The sequence below is a fragment of the Sorangium sp. So ce363 genome, from assembly GCF_051520435.1.
GTDB classification, from domain to species: domain Bacteria; phylum Myxococcota_A; class Polyangia; order Polyangiales; family Polyangiaceae; genus Sorangium; species Sorangium cellulosum_B.
Genome location: NZ_CP150333.1, coordinates 10,475,524 through 10,495,637, shown reverse-complemented (window position 1 = coordinate 10,495,637; position 20,114 = coordinate 10,475,524). Strand labels below are relative to the sequence as shown.

Annotated in this window: 11 protein-coding genes; 8 read left to right on the top strand and 3 right to left on the bottom strand. The window is 74.7% G+C overall.

Features of this window, described 5'->3' with window-relative positions:
• Positions 1-123 precede the first annotated feature (123 nt).
• From WMF12_RS39480 to WMF12_RS39470, 3 genes are all read left to right on the top strand, one after another.
• Entirely contained in the window at positions 124-1,899 is a 1,776-nt protein-coding gene (locus tag WMF12_RS39480) for a S53 family peptidase (protein ID WP_437853533.1), read from the top strand.
• A gap of 67 nt (positions 1,900-1,966) precedes the next feature.
• A complete protein-coding gene (locus tag WMF12_RS39475; protein WP_437853531.1) occupies positions 1,967-5,419 on the top strand; it encodes a poly-gamma-glutamate biosynthesis protein PgsC/CapC in 3,453 nt (1,150 codons plus the stop codon).
• Positions 5,416-8,157: a hypothetical protein gene (locus WMF12_RS39470; RefSeq protein WP_437853529.1), complete on the top strand. Its 2,742-nt coding sequence runs from the start codon at positions 5,416-5,418 to the stop codon at positions 8,155-8,157. The genes WMF12_RS39475 and WMF12_RS39470 overlap by 4 nt, the downstream gene beginning before the upstream one ends.
• 149 nt (positions 8,158-8,306) lie before the next feature.
• Here WMF12_RS39470 and WMF12_RS39465 read toward each other — a convergent pair whose 3' ends face one another.
• The 3 genes from WMF12_RS39465 to WMF12_RS39455 are packed head-to-tail and all read right to left on the bottom strand — an operon-like array spanning position 8,307 to position 10,296.
• A complete protein-coding gene (locus WMF12_RS39465) occupies positions 8,307-9,047 on the bottom strand; it encodes a hypothetical protein (protein WP_437853528.1) in 741 nt (246 codons plus the stop codon).
• A complete protein-coding gene (locus WMF12_RS39460) occupies positions 9,044-9,835 on the bottom strand; it encodes a hypothetical protein (RefSeq protein WP_437853526.1) in 792 nt (263 codons plus the stop codon). Before WMF12_RS39460 ends, WMF12_RS39465 begins: the two co-directional genes overlap by 4 nt.
• Positions 9,832-10,296 carry a hypothetical protein gene (locus WMF12_RS39455; protein ID WP_437853524.1) on the bottom strand — a complete coding sequence of 155 codons (465 nt, stop codon included), beginning with the start codon at positions 10,294-10,296 and terminating at the stop codon, positions 9,832-9,834. The genes WMF12_RS39460 and WMF12_RS39455 overlap by 4 nt, the downstream gene beginning before the upstream one ends.
• Positions 10,297-10,488: 192 nt before the next feature.
• On the opposite strand from WMF12_RS39455, the gene WMF12_RS39450 reads away from it, so the two are divergent.
• The 5 genes from WMF12_RS39450 (at position 10,489) to WMF12_RS39430 (ending at position 19,978) form a co-directional block, all read left to right on the top strand.
• Complete coding sequence (locus tag WMF12_RS39450; protein ID WP_437853522.1) at positions 10,489-10,635, top strand: hypothetical protein; 147 nt, start codon at positions 10,489-10,491, stop codon at positions 10,633-10,635.
• Positions 10,636-10,985: 350 nt separating this feature from the next.
• Positions 10,986-12,074, top strand: coding sequence for a PEGA domain-containing protein (locus WMF12_RS39445; RefSeq protein ID WP_437853520.1), 1,089 nt, complete (start codon positions 10,986-10,988; stop codon positions 12,072-12,074).
• Positions 12,075-12,124: 50 nt separating this feature from the next.
• A complete protein-coding gene (locus tag WMF12_RS39440) occupies positions 12,125-12,949 on the top strand; it encodes a formylglycine-generating enzyme family protein (RefSeq protein WP_437853518.1) in 825 nt (274 codons plus the stop codon).
• Between the two features lie 253 nt (positions 12,950-13,202).
• Entirely contained in the window at positions 13,203-18,596 is a 5,394-nt protein-coding gene (locus WMF12_RS39435; protein ID WP_437853516.1) for a hypothetical protein, read from the top strand.
• 206 nt (positions 18,597-18,802) lie between these two features.
• Positions 18,803-19,978 (top strand): serine hydrolase domain-containing protein, encoded by a 1,176-nt coding sequence (locus WMF12_RS39430; protein ID WP_437853514.1) that lies wholly within the window; start codon positions 18,803-18,805, stop codon positions 19,976-19,978.
• Positions 19,979-20,114: the final 136 nt, after the last annotated feature.

Below are 20,114 nucleotides of genomic sequence, written 5' to 3'. Positions count from 1 at the left end.
TTTGAATCCTTGGTGCGTATGCGCCGTGCTTCACCTGTGCTTCGTGCCGCGCCCGTCCTTGGTCTGCTCAGCTTGGTCAGCAGCGTGGCCTTCTCGGCCTCTGGCTGTGGCTGCGAGTCGGGTGTGCAGATCGCAGATTCTTCGGGCAGCGGGGGCGCAGGCGGCGGCGCCAGCAGCGCGACCGGGAGCGGCGGCGGCGGCGCGGCTGGGAGCGGCGGCGGCGGCGCGGCCGGGAGCGGCGGCGGCGGCGCGGCCGGGAGCGGCGGCGGCGGCGCGGCCGGGGGCGGCGGCGGTGGGGCGGGCGGCGCCGGTGGGGAGGAGCTGCCGGACGAGCTGCCCGACTTCACCGAGGAGGAGCGTGAGCCCACCGAGGCCACGGACGGCATCCCGAGCCCGCTGCCGGGCGTGTACACCGACAAGGGCGTGGCCGGGGGCGACGAGGTGGTCCGCGCGCTGATGGGCTTCCCCATCCGCAACTCGGGGCTGCTCGAGCAGCGGATCGCCGAGATCTACGACCCGGCGGGCCCGCAGTTCCGCCAGTACCTCACCCGGGACGAGTGGATCGCGGCGTACGCGCCGCGGGAGCGCGACGTGCACCTCGTGAAGCTCTGGCTCGAGGAGCAGGGGATGCAGGTGAACTTCACGGCCACGAACCGGCTGCTGATCCAGTTCACCGGCACGGTGAGCCAGTTCAACGAGACCTTCGACACGGAGCTCCGGGTCTTCGAGCGGGAGAACCCTCAGGCGGGGAATCCGCCCTTCGACGTCTTCGGCGCCCTCGGCCAGCTCACCGTGCCGACGTGGGTGTCCGATCGCACGACCGGCATCATCACCGCGGATCTCGCGGCGAGCACCCGGCCGCTCCCGGGCGAGGCCGGGGAGATCGAGCCGGATCCGCCGGCCGGCGTGGAGGGGGGGCTGACCCCCGCGCAGATCGCGGGCGCGTACGACGTCGACGATCTCTACGAGCTCGGGTTCACCGGCGAGGGCGTGAAGCTCGGGGTCACGATCGGCGCGACCTTCAAGTACAAGGACCTGCAGTCGTTCTGGCGGGCGCTCGGCGTGGAGCGGGCGAACCCGCTGGTCGTCCAGACGATGGAGCCGGTCTCGACGCGCTATGTGGAGTCGACGCTCGACGTGTCGTGGGCGGGGGGCCTCGCGCCGGGCGCGGACCTCGTGGTCTACCAGGGCCCCGACGCGCGCAACACGTCGATGGTCTACACGTTCAACGAGGCCATCGGCCGCGGCGAGGTGTCGGTCATCACGGACTCGTTCGCGCACCGCGAGGACTCCGAGCCGCCGGCCGTGCGGCTCCAGTACCACCGCTCGGCGCAGATGGCCGCGGCGCTCGGGATCACCGTGGTCGCGGCGACCGGCGACTCGGCGCAGACCGACACGCCCTCGGCGAGCCCGTACGTGACCGGGGTCGGCGGGACGTCGCTCTCGCTCGACGAGGACGGCGAGGTCGAGGACGAGCGCGCCTGGTCCGGCTCCGGCTCCGGCCCGACGCTCTCGTTTCCGATCCCCTCCTGGCAGGTCGGGGTCGTCGAGGGATCCGGCGGCAAGCGGGCGGTCGCGGACGTCGCCATGCACGCCGCGACCTCGCCGAGGCCGTACTGGGTCTACTACCTCGGCGAGTGGCGGACGTACGGCGGGACGTCGTTCTCGGCGCCCGCGTTCGCGGGGCTCATCGCCGTGGTGAACAGCTACCGCGCCGCGCAGGGCCTGCCGCGCGCCGGGTTCCTCAACTCGATCTTCTACACGACCCCCGCGGTGCAGGCGACGTTCCGCGACGTCGTGCGCGGCGAGACGGAGTTCTTTGCCGCGGGGCCCGGCTGGGACTACCCGACGGGCTGGGGCGCGCCGAGCGCGATCGGCCTGGCCACCACGCTGCCGTAGCGCGCCCGCGCCGGCAACCGCGCCGGGCGTCGGCGCGCGCCGACCCGCCCCGCCGCCGTCCCGCCGCATGCTCGAGAACCTGCCGCTCTTTCCCCCGAACGGGCTCGATCGGAGCCTCCACACCGCGGTCCTGATCGGCCTCGTCTTCGGGACGTTCTTCACCGAGACGCTCGGCTGGACGTACGCGGGGCTCGTCGTGCCCGGCTACCTCGCGACGGTGTTCTTCGCGGCCCCGGTCACCGCGGTGTTCATCGTCGCGGAGTCGATCGTGACGTACCTGTTCGTCGCGCTGATCGGCCGCTGGATCACCCGGACGGGCGCGTGGTCCACGGCGTTCGGGCGCGAGCGGTTCTACCTGTTCATCGTCGGCGCGGTGATCGTGCGGCTCTTCGTCGAGGGCTTCGTCGTGCCCGAGGTCTCGGCGCGCTACGACTTCGTGCACTCGCGGGAGCTCTACAGCATCGGGCTCGTGCTGGTGCCGCTCATCGCGAACGCCTTCTGGAACAGCGGTCTCCTGCGCGCGGCGCCGCGGCTCGCGCTCGTCACGGCGCTGACGGCGCTCGTGCTCGGCGTGCTGCTCCGGACGACGAACCTCTCGGTCTCGCGCTTCCAGGTGCTCAACGAGAGCCTGTCGCTCGAGTTCCTCGAGCTGCCGAAGGCCCACATCATCCTGGTCATCGGCGCGCTGCTCGGCGCGCGCAACAACGTCCGCTACGGGTGGGACTACAACGGCATCCTCGTGCCCGGCCTGCTCGCGGTGGCGTGGTACGAGCCGACGAAGCTGCTCACGACGACGATCGAGGCGCTGGTCGTCTTCTACCTCTCGCGCTGGATCACCTCGGTCCGCCCGTTCTCGCGGATGCTGCTCGTGGGGCCGCGGCGGATGATCTTCGTGTACCTGCTCGGCTTTTTCGTGAAGATGGCGATCGGCTTCGCCATGGTGCGGTACGCGCCGGGGCTGCAGATGGTCGACTACTTCGGCTTCGGTTACCTGCTCCCGAGCCTGCTCGCCGTGAAGATGTGGAACAAGGAGCACGTCGGCATCGTGATCATGCCGACGATCCAGGTGTCGCTCACCGCGTTCCTCGTCGGCAACGGCGTCGGCTACGCGCTCGTGGCGCTCGGCTGGGGCGGCGCGCCGCCGCCGCCCGCGGCCGCGGCGAGGCCGCTGCCGCGCATCGAGAGCGCCGCGCTGTCGCTCGTGCTGGCGGACACGGCGCCGCGGCCCGGCCCGCGCCCGAGGGCGGCCGCGATCGCCGCCGACATCGAGTCGCGGCGGATCGCCCACCGGCTCGCGCGCGGCGTGCTGCGCGACGGGCGGCCGGCGGACGAGCTGCTCGGCGCGGCGGAGCGCGCGCGGGTGTCGGTGGCGCGGGAGGGCGACGGCGAGCGGCCGTGGTACGTGCTGAGCCCGCGGTTCGACGATCCGGACGACACGCCGAGCGCGCCGCGGGCGGCGATCCGCAAGCGCGTCGGCCGGAGCCCGACGTCCGCGCCCGAGTGGCTGGTGCTGGCCGCGCCCACCGAGCTCGGCTCGGCGCTGCCGGCGGTGGCGCTCCGGGTCGCGGAGCTGCTCGACGCGGCGGGGGTCGTGCTCCTGTCGCGCCACGGGGCGATCCGGCGCCACGACGAGGCGTTCGTGGCCGCGATGATCGACGCCCTGGAGAGCCCCCAGGTGCTCCTCGTCGAGCCGGGCGGCGGCGACGGGCCGGAGCTCAGCGTGGTCGGCTCGCCGGCGGGGCTGCCCGTTGTGTCGATCGGCCTGGGGCTCGGCGCCGAGACGGCGATGACGTTCCGCCCGGCGGCGGAGCCGCCCACGCCCCTCGGCGACGCGCCGCGCTTGCACGTGCCGCGCGAGGTCGCCGAGGCGGTCGGCGCGCGCTCGCTCGGCGCGCCGGAGGCCGTGCGCTGGACCGGGACGCTGGAGGAGGAGCTCGCGAAGCGGATGGTGTCCTTGACGGAGGTCCAGCCGGGCCGCTTCCGCCCGCCGTCGCTCGAGGAGCTCAGGCTGTTCGACGCCGTGGTGGCGCCGCGGCTGATCGCGGCGGCGACGCGCCCCGGCGGCGCGTCCGGCGCGGCGCCGCCGACCGCGTGGGAGCGGGCGATCCTCGGGCGCCTCGGCTTCCGCGAGGTGCGCATCGGCGGCACCGACGCGGCGCCGGCGGCGTGGGGCATCGCGGAGCCCGGGCCGGCCGAGGGAGGCCCGGAGCGGCGCGGGAACCCGGCGTGGCTCGTGCTGGCGCATGCGTCGGCGTTGCCGCCAGCGGCGTCGACGAGCGCCATCTTGCCCGCGGCGCCCTCGACGGAGGCGGTCAGGTCGCCGCTGACGGGCGCGATGCTCGTCGAGGTGCCCGCGCCGCGGTGGCAGATCGGGGCGTTCGGCGCGGGGCTCGCGCTCGCCGACGCGCTCTCGGCGCAGTCGCTGCTGCTCGCCGGGGCGGTGCCCACGGCGGAGCCGAGCGGGGCCGCCGACGTGCGGCGCGCCGAGGGGCTGCGCAGCTACTTCCAGCGGGCGCACGAGGTCTGGGTCGGGGACGGCGGCAACGCGCTGTCGGTGCAGGCGATCGAGGCGGATCGGACCTACGAGCGGGACGCGGTGATCTCGTTCGGGTACGAGGTCGTGCGGCCGGGGCACGTGCCGACGTTCGCGGGGCCGCTGCTGGAGACGCTGCGCGATCTCGAGCTGCGCGTGGGGATCTTCGACGGCACGCGCGAGCAGGTGCCGTTCAGCGGCGCGACGGACATGGCGATGGCCTACGCGAAGCGGTTCGCCGAGGGGCGGTTCGCGATCGTGTACCTGGGCAGCGCGATCCGGCGCTTCTTCGAGCTCCGGCGCTTCGTCGAGCCGGGGCAGGGGGAGACGCGCCTCGAGGCGCGGCTCGCGCGGCTCGGCGTGACGCCCGAGCCGATCGACGTGGCCGCGCGCGCTCAGGCGCTCGCGTCGTGCGCGGGGAGCGCCGGCGCAGGAGCGAGCGGGGACGAGCTCTGCCCGACCCGGGGTGTGACCGAAGCGTGCGATCTCTCCGCTGCGATGGAGCCCTTCCGGCGCTACACGACCGAGCGGAACCCGTATTACCTGAGGGCGCACTTCTCGGCGCAGGCGACGCCGACGGCCGGGCCGGCGAAGGCGGACGCGCCGCGGGCAGCGGTGGCGGACGCGACGCGGGCCGGGTCGGACGCGTCGCGGGCAGCGGTGGCGGTTGTGCCTCGGGCGGGGGTGGCGGCCGCGGCGCGCGCCGCGGCGGCGGCCGCGCTGCGTGGGAGCGCGCCGGCCGCGCCGCGGCGCGAGGCGCAGTGCCATGTGGAGATCGGGCGCGACGTGATCACGGGGCGCCCGTGGGTCATCGCGGCGCGGCCGGGGGAGGCGCAGCTGCTGCCGATCGACGGCGCGCTCGTCGCGGTGCCGGGCGCGGCCGTGCCCGGCGGTTCGCGGCTGCGGCGCGCGGTCACCGTCGGCACGAGCGCGCTCCGGGTCGATGCGGCCGGGCCCGGGGCGGCGCCGCAGCGGGGGGCCCCGTGACCGCCCCGGCGAAGCGCCGCGAGCCGGCGGGTCGCGAGGCGCCCGCGCCGCCGCGCTCCCACGCGGCGCGGCCGCCGTCGCGGGCGCGCCTGGCGACGGCGGGGTTCCGCGCCCGCGACGGCGCGCCGCGCAGGGCGCTGAACCCGCGGTGGCTGATCGCGATGGCGCTGCTCGGGGTGACGGCGTTCGCGCTCTCGCAGCTGTCGAGCGCGCCGCCGCTGGGCAGCGCGCTGCCGGCCGAGGACGAGATCCTCGCCTACCACATCGAGCCGGAGCGGGACCTCGTGATCAAGGTCCCGGCCGAGATCGACGCGGTGGAGGTGACGACCTGGGGGAGCGTGAGGGTCGACGCCTGCGACTCGGCGCGGCGCTACCCGTACGGGTTCGTCGCGGCGTTCGTGAACGAGCGCGGGGAGGAGGTCGCGCGGCACGCGATCGATCTGGAGAGCCGGGTCAGCTGCGATCCGGATCGTCCGCTCGGCGAGGGCGAGTACGCGGCGCGGCTCGCGAGCGGCGGGGGCGCGGTGACGGACCCGCGCTCGACGCTGCTCATCACGCACGACGTGCTCCCGCAGGGCGGGCAGGTGCGGCTCCGGGCGAAGCCCGCGGTGGGGAGCGACGGCGGCGACGGCGCGCGTGTGCCGAGCGAGCTGACGATCCTGTCCCGGCTGGAGGGGCGCTATCAGCGCAGCGAGGCGTCGCGCGCCGTCTACGAGCAGAGCCTCGACGCGGAGGAGCGGCGGCAGCTCGGGCTCCGGGCGTCGGCGCTCGGCTTCGCCGACCTGCCGGAGCCGGCGCGGAAGGAGCTGCTCCGGGGCTGGGCGCGGCGGCTCGAGGCGGGGGGCCGCGAGGGGATCGACTACGACATGTCGCGCCTGCTCTTGCGGCGGTTCCGGATGCCGTACCCGCGCGCCGAGGGGCGCGGCGCGTCCGAGTTCGTGATCGGCGAGCGCCGCGCGGCCGCGCTGAACTTCCGCGGCCCGCTGTCGCTCGACATCGAGGGCCCGCCGGGCCGCACGGTGCGGGTCGCCGACGGCGCGAGCGAGTCCGCGAGCGTCGAGCTCGGCCCGCTCGGGAGGGCCACGGTGCGGCTCCTGCGGGAGGACATCCGGACGGTGGTGATCGACGGCGTCGGCCCGGATTTCGGCGTGCGGTTCGGCGCGCCGGAGGCGCAGGCGATGCAGCAGATCGGCGAGATCGTCCACCCGGCGATGCCGTCGCCCGCGGGCGCGGGCGGCCCCGGCGCCGCGCCGGGCGCGCTCCCGCCGGGGGCCGCCGCGGAGCCGTCCGCGGCGCGAGCGGAGGCGGCTCCGGCGCGGCTGCAGACGCCGCCGGACGTGCGGATCGTGCGCTACCTGGCGCTGGATCCGAGCGACCCGGTGATCGCGCGGATGGCGCCCGGTCAAGAGCTCCTCGGGCTGCTGATCCGGACCGAGATCGACGCGAGCGGGGGCGCGAACCAGGGCGACGCGACGGTGGTGGCGCGGTGGGGTCCTGGGCCCTCCGAGCGGGCCGAGCTCAAGGTGACGCTCCCGCGATCGCGGTTCGAGTGGTGGAACGAGGGGTTCGACGCGTCCGAGCCGCGGCTCGCGATCCTCCGGCCGCCGGCGGGGGTGGAGCGGATCGAGATCACGGGCGACGCGAGGACGCGCCTGCGGCTGCGCGCGATCGAGCCGGGCGTGAACGAGACGCTGTACCGGCTGCCGTACCGGGTCACGCTGGCCGAGGACGAGACGTGGCGCTACGCGCCGTTCGACGTGAGCACGTGGACGGACGTCCGGGCGTTCAACCTCGACGATCTGGAGCGGAAGGAGCGCTTCTCGGATCTGCGCGAGCAGGTGCGGATCGAGCGGGCGGGGGAGGGCGCGAGGTCGAACGCGGATCGGCCGGAGCGGGTGCTCGTCCCGGAGCACGCGCCGGTGCGCCGGCGGCTGCTGATGCCGGCGTGGCAGTCGGCGGGGGAGCCGTCGCCGGGCGACGCGTGGACGCCGCTGCTCGTGGCGAAGGACGTGCGGGTGGACGGGGCGGGGGCGCGGGCCGGGCGGCTGTCGGTGATCTACCGGGCCGCGCGCGCGTCGCTGGGCAAGGAGGTGGCGGTGCGCGTGGACGGCGAGGTGGCGCTGAAGGAGCCGATCGTGGCGCTGTCGGGGTCGCTGCGGGTGGCGGCGCCGGCGGGCGCGCGGCGGGTCGAGGTCGAGGGGCTGGGCGAGACGGGGGTGGCGTACACGGACGCGCCGCCGGCGAACGGCGGGGCGATCGTGCGCCGGCGCGACGTGTTCGAGCTGACGCGCGGCCGGCCGATGACGTACGAGTTCGAGCAGGAGGCGGGCGAGACGCTGCACCTGGTGCTGTTCGTGGTGACGCCCGGGGAGAACGCGGACTACCGGATCCGGTACCGGCTCGAGGGCGCGAAGCCGGCGTCGCGAGAGGCGGCGTTCTTCCGGCGGGTGACGATCCCGGACGGCGTGCTGGCGGGCCGCGGCGGCGACCTGACGCGCGCGACGCTGTGGGAGGCGGCGACGGAGAAGCGCGGCACGGACGGGGTGGGGCGCGCGGTGATCCGGCTGGGCGACGACCTGGCGCCGGGGGAGCGCGCGGTGCGGCTGTCGCTGCTGGGGGCGCAGCCGGGCGACACGGGGGAGCCGGCGAAGGCGGTCTGGGTCGGGGCGGTGCTGGTCGGGCAGAAGGCGCCGGGGCGGGACGACGGGCCGAGGCTGTGGGTGGAGGATGATCCGTGAGGACGGTCCGGGTGAAGCGTGGCGCCGGGGCTCGGCAAGGGATTCCAGTACCGTCGGGACCGATGTGGAGAAGGCGCGCAGCCGACCTTCTTGACCGAGGCCAGGTGGAAGGCAATCGAGCCAGCCCGAGGAGCACTTCCTTCCCCGAGTTATTCCAGGGCCCGACGAACCTGATCGCGCCGTCGCCGATTGTCCTCGTCGTCGGGTAAAAGGAGCGAGAAGTTTTCGCCGTCGATCACGAGAAGTAACCCGTGGTCGGGAACCTCCTCGAACGCCGACTCATAGCTGTGGATCGCCTCCTCCCGATCGGTGGAATGAAAGAACACTCGCGTTCCGATCATGACGACGAACTCGCCAGGGAACTTGCTCGCTTCCTCATACTGGCGCCGGATCAAACGCTGCCGTGCTTGTGACGGCGAGTCATTGACATGAGCCGACGACCGCTGGGCCGCCTCTATGTCCTCTTCAGCCGTATCGTCAGGGTCGCTTTCCAGGTTCCATAGAGGTGGACTGATGAAGCTCGACAGGTTGGGCGCGGCTCTGGCCAGCAGATCCAGGGATCTCGGCGAGAGGACAAGGACGGTGGACCCTTCGCGCGAGAGGCGGCTCCTCAACAGATCGAGGCGCTTCCACTCGTCACCCGAGAGCGCCTCCAGCCCGGAGACGACGAGCAGCGCGCCTCCGCCCGCACGCAGACGCCTCGCGAGCGCGGACGCATCCGGGGGAGCGTCCAGGTGCTGCCCCCTGGAACGGTGAGCGATGCGTCGCGCCAGGGACAGCGGATCTCCCTCGGCGACGACGACTGCCCGGATTCCGCCAGGAGCGAGCTCCGCGTCGTTCCTGCGGCACAGCTCGTCAAGACGAATCGACGGGATTCCGACAGCGCTCATGCCGCCCCCTGGCGATTGGCCATCTGCTCGAGGAGAGGTTCCAGTGTGGGTTGAACGACGAACCGCGCGCTGCCGTTCCGATACTCCAGCACGCGGCGGGTCATGAGGAGCACCATGTCGTCGTCCGACGTCGGGACGAAGGTCCCCGTCTGCCGTACGCGCTGCAGGACCTCGATCTCGGCGGGCTTGAGCCCGAAGATCAGCTGACGCCCGAAGGCGTCAGCGATCACGTCGATGTGCTCTTCCTCGACACGATCCGCGCCGCGCATATACGCCTCCTCTCCCGCCGAACGCGCCAGAGAAATGAGATCGCGGAGTACGCCGCCGGAGCGCTCGGCGAGCTTTCGACACACGGGTTCGGGGAGCAACTCCGACGGCGCTCGCCTTTGAAGGATGTCGACCAGGAAGGCGCGCCCTTGCTCGTCCTGCTGAACATCGACCGCGTGCTGCGGGTAGAAGTGCTGAAAGTAGTCGGTGACCGTGCGGTGCGGACCGAACATGGATCGGAGCGGCCCCACAAGGACGAGACCGATGCCGGCCTTCTGGATGGCGCGGACGTCCTGCTCGACCACGGTCGCGAACGCCGCCGGGTCCGGCAGCCGGTCGAGTGAGTCGAACAGGAGCACGAGGTATGGGAAGCGCCTGCGGAGGCCGCTGCGGATCTGAGCGAGCCGCTTAGCCTTGTCCTCCACAGACGAATCGAGCGGCTTCTCCGGCGAGGACAGGAGCGGCTTCTCTTCAAATGATGTCGTAGTAGCCGCGCTCCGGCTCATCATCATCGGGCTCACCGATGATCATCGGGCTCACCGGGGTCGTCGAAGGGGATCCATACGTGACGATCATGACCGTAGGCCCAGCGCCGGAACTGCTCGCCGGCCTCAAGCGCCACCTTGTCATCCCCGGGTTCCAGGTGCCGGCGGGCAGCAAGCCCGGCAGCGATGATCAGCGTTCCAGGTACCATGCCCTGGAGATCATGAATGAGGCTCAGGTCGATGTACTCGGCGCGCGTATCCGCGAGTTGATTCAAGCGGTCGCACGCGATCAGGAGCTGCGTGGTCTTGCCCGAGCCGATGCCACCGACAATCAGGTGCGACGAGGTGGGGTCGATCTCCAGCCGCGCGGCGACCTCGTCGGCCGTGGACCGCCCCGGTCGCGGTACGTAGAGGTCGTCGCGGACCGCGCCGCGCGGATCTCCGGCGGGGTTGAACCGCGCCATGTACTCACGAAATTTTTCGAGCCGCGTGGTCACCTGGGGAGTATGGCAGCTTGCTCCCGAGTACGTCCACATGCGTGGCGCGTGAGCCCGCGAGGGGCACGGACGCGGACGTGCTCCCCTGTACGCTGCCTTGGCGCATGCCACGGCCGCACCACCGCCTGCAAGCACGCCGATGGAGACCAGCGCCACCCCCGCCGCCGCGTTCGACCGTGACGATCTCCTGACGTGCTTCCCATCCGCGCCGACCGGCCGAGGTGGTCGCTGCTGGGGCCGCAGGCGGGCGATACGGGTGAGCCGGCGAAGGCGGTCTGGGTGGGGGCGGTGCTGGTCGGGCAGAAGGCGCCACGGCGGGACGACGGGCCGCGGCGGTGAGTAGAGGACGATCCATGATGTGGAGCCGGGGTGGAGCGCCGGATCGGTTTGGAGGGCAGAGCGTCGTCGAAGCGCCTCGTACGTGGCGCGCCGCTGAACTATGCTCCTCGTGAGCGTTTATGTCGCGGATCGACTCGATGGGTCGCTGTCATCTTCACGAGCGGCTTGCCGCACCGCGCGCCGCACAGCCACGTGGGGAGCTACGTCGGGCGGTGCGGATGGCATCGGAAGGGGCTCTCCTCGTCAAGCCGAACCATGCGCTTGCTCACTGACGGGTTGGTCGTGTCGCCCTTTTTGTTGTAGGGTCTCCCCGCGCGCCCCCGCGGCTCGCTGCAGCGGAACGAGCACACATGGCGGAAACGACGACGAGCCCGCTCGGGAAATGCCTTGTTGCGGTGCCCATCCTTCGCCTCGCCGACACCCGTCGTGGCGCCAGCCGCGCGCGAGGCGCGCGCGCCTTCGCCGGCCTCGCGTCTGCGGTCGCGGTCGCGCTCGGTGGCGCGGCGGCGCACGCGCAGGAGCCCGCGCGCGACCCGGTGGCCGCGGAGGCGCTCTTCAAGGCCGCGCGCGCGCTCGTCGACAAGGGGGACGACGCGGCGGGGTGCCCGAAGTTCGAGGCGAGCCTCGCGCTCAACCCCTCGGCGAGCACCCAGATCAACATCGCGCGTTGCCGCGAGCGCGAGGGCAAGCTCGCGACGGCCTGGCACGATTACCATCGGGCCCTCGTCCTGAACCGCGAGACGGCCGGGGAGCAGCGGCGACGAAGCCTGGAGGAGGTCGCGAACAAGGGGATCGCGGCCCTCGAGCCGCGCGTGCCGAAGCTCGTGATCGTGGTCAAGGGCGCGCCCGCCGGCATGGAGGTGCTGCGCGACGGCACGGCGCTCCCGGCGGCCGCGCTCGGAGAGCCCCTGCCGGTCGATCCTGGCCCGCACGAGATCCGCGCGAGCGCCCCCGGGCACGAGGCAGAGACCCGCTCGATCACGCTCGCGGAGGGCGAGACGACGACGGTCGAGCTCACGCTGCGACCCGCGGCTGCGGCCGCGGCCAGCGCCGCGACGCCGCCCACCAAGGCGAACGAAGCGCGAGGCGGGGGCACCCCGACCTGGGCCTGGATCTCCGGAGCCGCCGGGATCGCCCTCGCCGGCGCGTCGGTCGGGTTCCTGATCGACGACCTCTCCGCGATCAGCGCATTGCGCGAGAACTGCCGCGATGTCGCCGGCGGGACGTACTGCGACCCCGGCTATGATTTCGCGGCCGACAATGCGCGCAAGAACCGCGATTTCGGCCTCTTCGTCGGCCTCGGCGCCACGGGCCTCGTCGCGGTGGGGGCGGCGGTCTATGGGATCGTCCGGTCGGGCGGCGAAGAGGCGCCGGCGGCCGTCGCGCTCCCGTGGATCGCGCCGTCCGGCGCTGGCGCCAGCATCTCCGGGAGCTTCTGATGCGAACGGGCGAGACAAGACGCGTGGTGTTCTTCAGGGCTCTCTCAGCGATGGCGATCCCGCTGGTCGCGGCGGGCGCGTGCATCCCTGACGTGGAGCCCACGGAGGGCGTGGTGGTCGGCGGCCAGTTCAACCGCCTGAACGACGCGCGTTATCCGGCCACCGTGGCCGACTTCCAGCTCGATCGCTTCGAGGCGACGGTGGGCCGGTTCCGGCAGTTCGTCGCGGGGTACCCGGCGACCAGGCCGAAGGCGGGGGCGGGCGCTCATCCGCTCATCGAGGGCAGCGGCTGGGACCCGGCGTGGGATGCGAGCTTGCCCGCGGGGCAGGACGAGCTGCGGGCCTCGCTGCAATGCGACGCCAACTTCCGGACGTGGACCGATGAGCCCGCCGGCAATGAGGCGGCGCCGATCAACTGCGTGAGCTGGTATCTCGCGTTCGCGTTCTGTGCATGGGACGAGGGCCGGCTGCCCACGGAGGCGGAGTGGAACTACGCCGCGGTCGGGGGGAACGAGCACCGCGCCTATCCGTGGGGAGACGAGGCCCCGAGCCAGGATCTGGCGGTGTTCGGCTGCGACTCCACGACGACGGTGTGCCCGATCCCGTCCGTCGGGTCGAAATCCCCTGCGGGCGACGGGAAATGGGGACAAGCCGACCTGGCGGGCAGCTTGTTCGAGTGGGTCCTCGATTATCACGCCGATCTGACGGGGACGTGCACCAACTGCGCGGCGCTGACCGACGGAGGCTTCGGGAGGGGCTCCCGCGGAGGGGCGTTCTCCCACACCGAGGAGACGCTCAGTCCGACGTACCGTATCGGCGAGCTGCCGGAGAGGACGCTGTCTTTCTACGGTTTCCGCTGCGCGCGGGACGAGTAGGGGCGGCGACACGACGGTGGCGCCGAGGCCTGTGGTGCCGTCGACTCGATGGCTTTCAGGAACCGTTTCCGGTGCGCCGGAGCGGTAGGACCGGTCGGCCGGGAGCGTTTCCGGTGTCCTGCGGGCGGTCGGACGGGTGCCCGGGAACGCAGGCCCCCTCGCCGATCGCGTGCTTGCGCTCGAACCCGGAAATCGGGTAGCCCGGTAGGTCACGGCGCGGGGCGTAAGTGGGCATGGTGCAAGGGTAATCGCCGTGGATCTCGACGCCTTCCCCGGGGCCGCCGCCCGCCGCGCGCTGCTCGCCGCGGCGCTCGTGCTCGCCTTCGGCGTCGCCCACGGTGTCCCGGGGGCACGCGAAGCCGCCGCCGCTGAGCCGCTCGCCTGGGTGGCGCCCGAGAGCGTCCGCGTCGTGCCGTGGAGCAACGGCCCGCAGCAGGGCGCTCCCGCTCCGGACGCGGCGCGCGCCGCGCCCGTCGCAGCCGACCCCGCCGGGCCCGTCGCGCTCGCCGCGGGGCAGCTGCTCCTCGTGCCCGTGGAGCCAGGCGACCGGCTGGAAGTGCGCGGCGACGTCGCGGGGATCGGCCTCGGCTCCGGCCTCGGGAGCGTGCCCGATGTGATCACCTGGATGCCGCTGCCTCCCGTCAGGGCCGGCGCGCGTGACTTCGCGGCGCCGACGTGGTCGAGCGCGCGCTTCGTCGTTGTGCGCGCGGCCGCCACGCGCGGCGCCGGGGGCACGCCGGTCGCCGTGCGGGTCGCCGCACGGGAGCGCGCGCCGCTGGCCTGGTACCGCCTCGACGAGGACGTCGCCGCATGGCTCGGCGGCCGCGCGCCCGCGCCGGCCACCGCGCCAGGCGAGGCGGGCGCGCTGCTCCGCTGGGTCGACGCCGCGCGCGCGGCGCTCTCCGCCCCGGCCGCGGCGGGCGCGCCCTCCGCGCGCCTCGACCCGGCCGCCGCGCGCCTCGCCCCGGCCGCGGCCGCATGGCTCACCGCGCGCTATCTCGAGGAGTCGCTGCTCCTCCGGCCGCTCGTCGAGCCGTACTTCGTGGCGCGCGGCGTCGAGCTGCACGGAGGCCGCGAAAGCCCCGATCTCCCGGCCGTCGAGCGCGCCACGCCATGGCGCTCGCTCGGCGCCGGGGCGCGGCTCGAGCTCCGCGCGCCCGGCGCGGACGTGCTGCGCATCGCCCTCCGGGCGCGCACCTACGGGACCACGCGCGTCGTGGTGCGCGCTGGCGGCGCCGTCGTCCGGGAGCTCGTCGTTCGCACCGGGTCGCGCCTCGCGGACGCCGCGCGCTGGAGCGAGCCGCGGTGGATCCGGGTGCCGCTGCCGGTCGATGCGCGCGCGGTGACCGTCGACGTCGTCGAGGGGGAGCTCGCCGTCGCCGCCGGCGGCTACCAGCAACGCGCCGGCGTCGCCGAGCTCCTCGCGCCGCAGCGCGACCGCGCCGCCCTGCTCGATCGCGCGGCGCGGCGCGATCAGGCCGGCGACGGCGATCGCGCGCCGGTCCACGCCGAGGCGCCGCGGCTCCTCGCCGCCGCAGACCGGGCCGCCGCGCCGGACGCCGCGAAGGCCGCGCTCGACCTCGCCGCGCGGCCGGCCGTGCCGCCGCCGCTCCGGGCGCTCCTCCTCGCCGAGTCGGTGCGGTGGGCGCCCTCCTCCGGCGCGGCGTTCGCGCGCGCGGCGCAAGCCTACACGGCGGCGCAGGCGTCGGTCGCGGCGCAAGGTGATGCGGCGGCGCAGGGCCGCGCGGCGGCGGGCGCCACGTCGCTCCAGCGCGCCATCCTCGCGCGGCTCGCCGCCGCGCACGCGGAGCCGGGCCCCGCGGACGCGCCCTGGTCCGGGCCCGCTCAGCCCGGGGCCGCGGCGCCGCGTGAGCCCGCCGGAGGCCGCGCGCACCCGGACGACGTCGCGGCCGTGTCCGCGCTGGGCGCGGCGATGTCGCCGCCGCGCGATGGCCGCCGGCCAGCGGGGGCGCCGCTCGCGGAGCGTTACGCGCTCGGCCATGGCGACGTCGAGAGCGCGGCGCCGCTCGCGCGCATCGCCTGGGCGCGCGAGGCCCCGTGGGACGCGCTCGACATCCCCGATGGCGTGGCCGCGTGGAGCGCGATCGCGCCGCCTCGCGACGCGCTGCCGCCGGCGGGAGGCGGCACACCGGGGCGCGCCGCCGCGGACGGCCTCTGCGAGGTGGACGCGGAGTCCGGGCTCCGCTGGACGCTCCTCGACGCCGCGCGCGCGCAGATCGACGTCGAAGCGCCGCCGGGGGCCCACGCGCGGGTGCTCCTGCGGAGCGCCTCGAGCCAGGTGGTCCCCGAGTCGCCGGTGCTCATCGACGGCGCGCCGGCCGCGGTGCACGGCGGCGCCGGGCTCACGTCGGTCGTCGCCGTGGCGCCCGGGGCGCGCACGTTCCAGCGGCCGGCGGGCGCTCCGCCGGTGCTCGCGCGCATCCCGCGCAGCGGGCGCGCGCCGTGCGCGTCGCTGCGCGAGATCGTGCAGTGGGCCTGGGTCGACGGCTCCGCGACCTTCGCGCTCCCCGACCCGGAGCGCGCCACGTTGGCCCGCGTCGTCATCGCGCCGCCCGCCGTGGCGGGCGAGGCGGCGCTGGCATCCGGAGCGCAGGGCGCCGCTGCGCCGGCGTCCGGAGCGCAAGGCGCCGCTGCGCCGGCGCCCGGAGCAGCGGCGCTGGCGCCCGGAGCGCGAGGCGCCCCGCCCCCGGCGGACGGCCCCGCGCGCGTGCTCCGCGTGCGCGCTGGCGCCGCCGTCCACGAGGCCTGGGTGCGCGCCGGCGCCACGGGCTCGATCGAGGTCCCGGTCCCCGCCGGCGCGCACGAGCTGCGCGTCGAGACCGATGCGCCGACGCTGCTCCGCGCCTCGGTGCGCCTGCACCCCGCCGCGCCCGGCGCCCCGCGCGCCGTCACGCCGGTGCGCCCGCCGGACGGCGCGCCCGTCGACGGTACGCTCGAGCAGATCCGGGGCGCCACGCGCGCCCTCCGCGCCGCGCCCTCACCTGCCCGCGGCGCGCTCCACGCGCAGCGCGCCGCGGCGCTCGAAGCCCTCGGCTTCCCGGCGCTCGCCGCGCTCGACCGCCCCGCCGAGGAGGATCCCTGGGACGCGGCGCATCTGCCCGGCGCGTCGACCGCGGGCGCGCCGCCGAGCACCGTCTTCTCCCTGCCGCCGGGCAGCCCGGTGGCGGTCCCGCTCGGCCTGCCCGCGCGCGTACCGCCGCTCCCGCTGCCCGACGACCGCGCGCCCCTCGCGGCCGCGCGCGGCGCGCGCGCCAGCGGCGACCCGCGGCGCGGCGTCGCGCTGCTCGCGGGACCCGCGGGCGACAGCTCGGGCGCGGACGCGCTGCTGCTCGGCCTCCTCGCCGAGCGCTCCAGCGAGGCGCAGCTCGCCGCCGACGCCTTCACCCGGATCGGGCTCGCCCACCGGTCCGCCGCGGCGCTCGCCCGGGCCGCGAACCTGGCCACCGACGTGGCTTCCGCCGCCCCGGCGCCCGATCGACGGCTCACGCTGCGCGCCCTCGTGCTCGCCGAGCTCGCCGTCCAGGAGGCCGCCCGCGAGGCCGCCGCCGGCCAGCAAGGCGCCGCGCCCGCAGCCTCGGGGAGCGCCGCGCAGGGCCCGGCCGTGGCTCCTCCCGCCGGCGTCGCGCCGCCGCCTGTCCAGCTCCCGCCGGCCGCCCTCGCGCGGCTGGCCCCGGTGACCGGCTGGGCCGTGCCGCCGCGCGCCGACGCCACGGCCGGCACGGCCACGCTCGAGATCCGGGCCAGGGCCGATCGCGATCTGCCGCTCCGCGTGCGGGCGCGGCGCGCGCTCGTCGATGCGCCGGAGGCGTCGCTCCTCATCACCGACGGCGCGCGCGCCGAGTTCCGGCTCGACCGCGCCGCGCCGGGCGCGATCGTGCTCGACGGCGTCTGCCGGGCGCTCGACCGCGAGGAGACCCCCTGCGCGTTCTCGATCGCGCTCGACGGCGAGCCGGTCGCGTGCTCCGCGGCGTCCGCGCCGATGGCCGACCGCTGCGTCGTGCAGGTGCCGCGGGGCAGCCACCGCATCGAGGCGCGGCCTCCGGCGGACCGGAGCGTCCTCGGCTGGATCCGCGCGACCGCGGCCGGCGCGGCGCAGCCCTTCTCGGGCCGCGTCCTGTCGACCTGGAACGACATCGACCCCGCGCGCCCCCTCGAGCTCGCGTTCGTCGGCCCGACCGTGGTGCGCATCCGCGCCCGCGCCGCCTACGAGTGCGCGTCGCCCCGCGCGCGCGCCGCGCCCGCGGACGGCGGGGATCCGGCTTGCCATCCCGAGGTCGCCGCGGCCGCGCCCTCCGGCCAGCTGCGCTTCTCGGTGGCGCCGCTCGACGGTGTCGGCGGCGACGCCGGCGGCGGCGCGGTGGAGGAGGGGACCCTCGCGCTCGACGCCTCCGAGGACCGCGCCGCGCGCCGCCTGGGCGTCACGCGCGAGCCGTTCTTCTGGCTCGGCGGTGAGGTCGAGTCCCGCGTCGCCGTCCTCCCCGAGGGCCCGCATGTGCTGCGCGTCGCCTCGCCCGGCGGCCGGGCGCTGCTCCGCGTCGAGCTCGCCGTCGCGAACGGCGCGCCCCGCCCCCGCGTGCCGCCGCCCGCGCCGCCGCCGCTGCCCGCGCCGATCGCGCCCGCGGACGAGCTGCTTCGTCCGGCGCCCCCGGTGGGAGAGGACCCGGACCCGGGGCCGCTCTCCGTCGGCGGCTACGCGCGCCTCGTCGACAGCGAGCTCGCCGAGGAGGACTCCCGTCTTCCGGTCCGCTTCCTCGAGCTCGGCCTCGACGTGCACCGCGAGCTGATCGAGCGGCGCGCCTGGATCGCGGCCGCGGGGTTCGGCCGCCTGCGCGACGGGCCGGAGAGCTTCGGCGCGGAGGCGCGCTTCGACCTGAGCTCGAGCGGCTGGGTTCCCGGCGGTTCGCTGAGCGGCCGCGTCGTGTTCCAGCCGGACGCCAGCGACGCCATGGGCGCCAGGGCGAGCGCGAGCGCGTTCTGGTCCATCCCGCTCGGCGAGCTCACGCTCTCGCCGTGGGCGGGCTTCACGTGGCTCGCGGTCGACGAGTCGCTGCGCGGCTTCATCGGCGCCGACAAGGACGTCTACACGCCGTACGGCGCCGAGCACGACACGCAGGCCTCGCTCGGGGCGCGCCTGCGGTACCGGCCGTTCGTCGACGCGCTCGTCACGGCGGGCACGTCGCTGCGCCTGAGCCCGGTGCCGTCGGCGCTCGACCGCATCGACGCGACGCTCGACCTCGACCTGCTCCCCGGCCGGGGGCTGTGGCCGTGGATCCAGCTCGGCTGGCTCGCGAGCTACCGGCCGGTGAACGAGACGCGCGACGAGGCCTTCCTGCGCGACGCGTTCACCGCGGGCCTCACGTTCTGGAGCTGGCTCGCGCGCGGGCACCGCGTCTCGCTCGGCGCGGAAGGGACGTTCCTGTTCGACGTCCCGAGCCCGGCCGAGGCCTCGCCGCGCGCCTCGCCGCGCGTCTCGGGGTTGGTCTTCCTCCGCTACGACTACACCGCCCGCCGCGGCCTCCGCGACTTCCCGCCGGCGTCGACGCCGTTCCGCGACCGGCAGGAGGAGGGGAGTGGGCGCATCGAGCGCGAGCGGCCCGCCGTCGAGCCCTCGTGGGAAGAGCCGTGAAGTAGGCTGCCCTGCCGGCGCGGGCGCGCGCCCTCTCGCCGGAGGACACGTGCGCCGCGTCCCCCGCAGATTGACCGGCTCGTAGTGCAGGCCGCCACAGGCACCTGCAGCGGGAGGAAGCGGGCCGCAAATCTGTGCGATCGTGCGGCATCGACGAAATCGCAAGAACCATTGAACGGAAACAAGTCGAGAGGGAACGCACGAGCATGACACTCAGCAAGCCCTCGATTCCGCTCTTCTGCATGGCGTCGCTCCTCCTGGGTTGCCCGAGCAGCGCTCCCGAGGAGGGCGACACCACCTACGACGAGCTGCTCCAGCAAGGGGTGGACAAGATTCGAGCCGGCGGGATCGTCGCCGTGCATGCGGAGGTGCTCGACGGCGACCGACGGATCCTCGCCCGCAGCGGTGTGGCGCAGCTCGGCGGCGATCAGCCGATCGACTTCGACAGCTACTTCCGGATGGGGAGCAACACCAAGACGTTCGTCGCCGTCGTGGCGCTGCAGCTCGCCGGAGAAGGAGCGCTGTCGCTGGACGACACGGTCGAGCAGTGGCTCCCCGGCGTCGTGTCGGGCAACGGCAATGACGGCTCGCTGATCACGATCCGCCAGCTGCTCCAGCACACGACCGGCCTCTACAACTACACCGGTCAGGACGAGCCGAGCCTGGCCGCGCTGCGCTCCGCCGACGAGTACATGCAGCATCGGCTCGACCACATGGAACCGGAAGAACTCGTTGCGCTCGCCATGGAACACAAGCCGAATTTCGATCCGGAGACGCAGTGGGCCTACTCCAACACGAACTACGTGCTCGCCGGCATGATCATCGAGCGTGCCACCGGAAATCACTGGAGCGAGGAGGTCGAGGCGCGCATCCTCGATCCGCTCGGCCTGGACCGCACGTTCGAGCCCGGCGACGAGACGGATCTGCCTGCCCCGCACGCCGTGGCATACCAGCAGTACGAGGTCGACGGGCCGCTCATCGACGTCACGATCGCGAACCAGAGCTTCGCCGACGCCGCCGGCTCCCTCGTCACGACCACCGCGGACCTCGCGAAATTCTGGCGGGCGCTGAGCGAAGGCTCGCTGCTCGAGCCGGAGCAGATGGCGGAGCTCCGCGACACGGTCCCGGCGCCGGCCTTCGACTCGATCGCGCCTGGCTCCGGCTATGGTCTCGGGATCCTGTGGATCCCGACCAGCTGCGGTGGAGGATACTGGAGCCACGCGGGCGACACGCTCGGGTACTCGACCCGGAACGCCGCGAGCGACGACGGCTCGCGCGTCGTCGTGATGTCGCTGTCGACGTCGACCAACGACCTCGAGGCCAGTTACGCCACGATCGTCGACACCTTCGAGATCATCGATCGGCTCATGTGCGCCGATTGAACTCGAGTTTATTTTCTGACCGTTGAATGCACAAGGTGCAACTTTCTTGCCCCACCTGGAGCGGTGCCCCGCCCCTCGCGGCGGCGGCGCCGGTCGCGTCGATCGGCCGGTGCGGGCGCGGGCCGGGGCGCCCCTC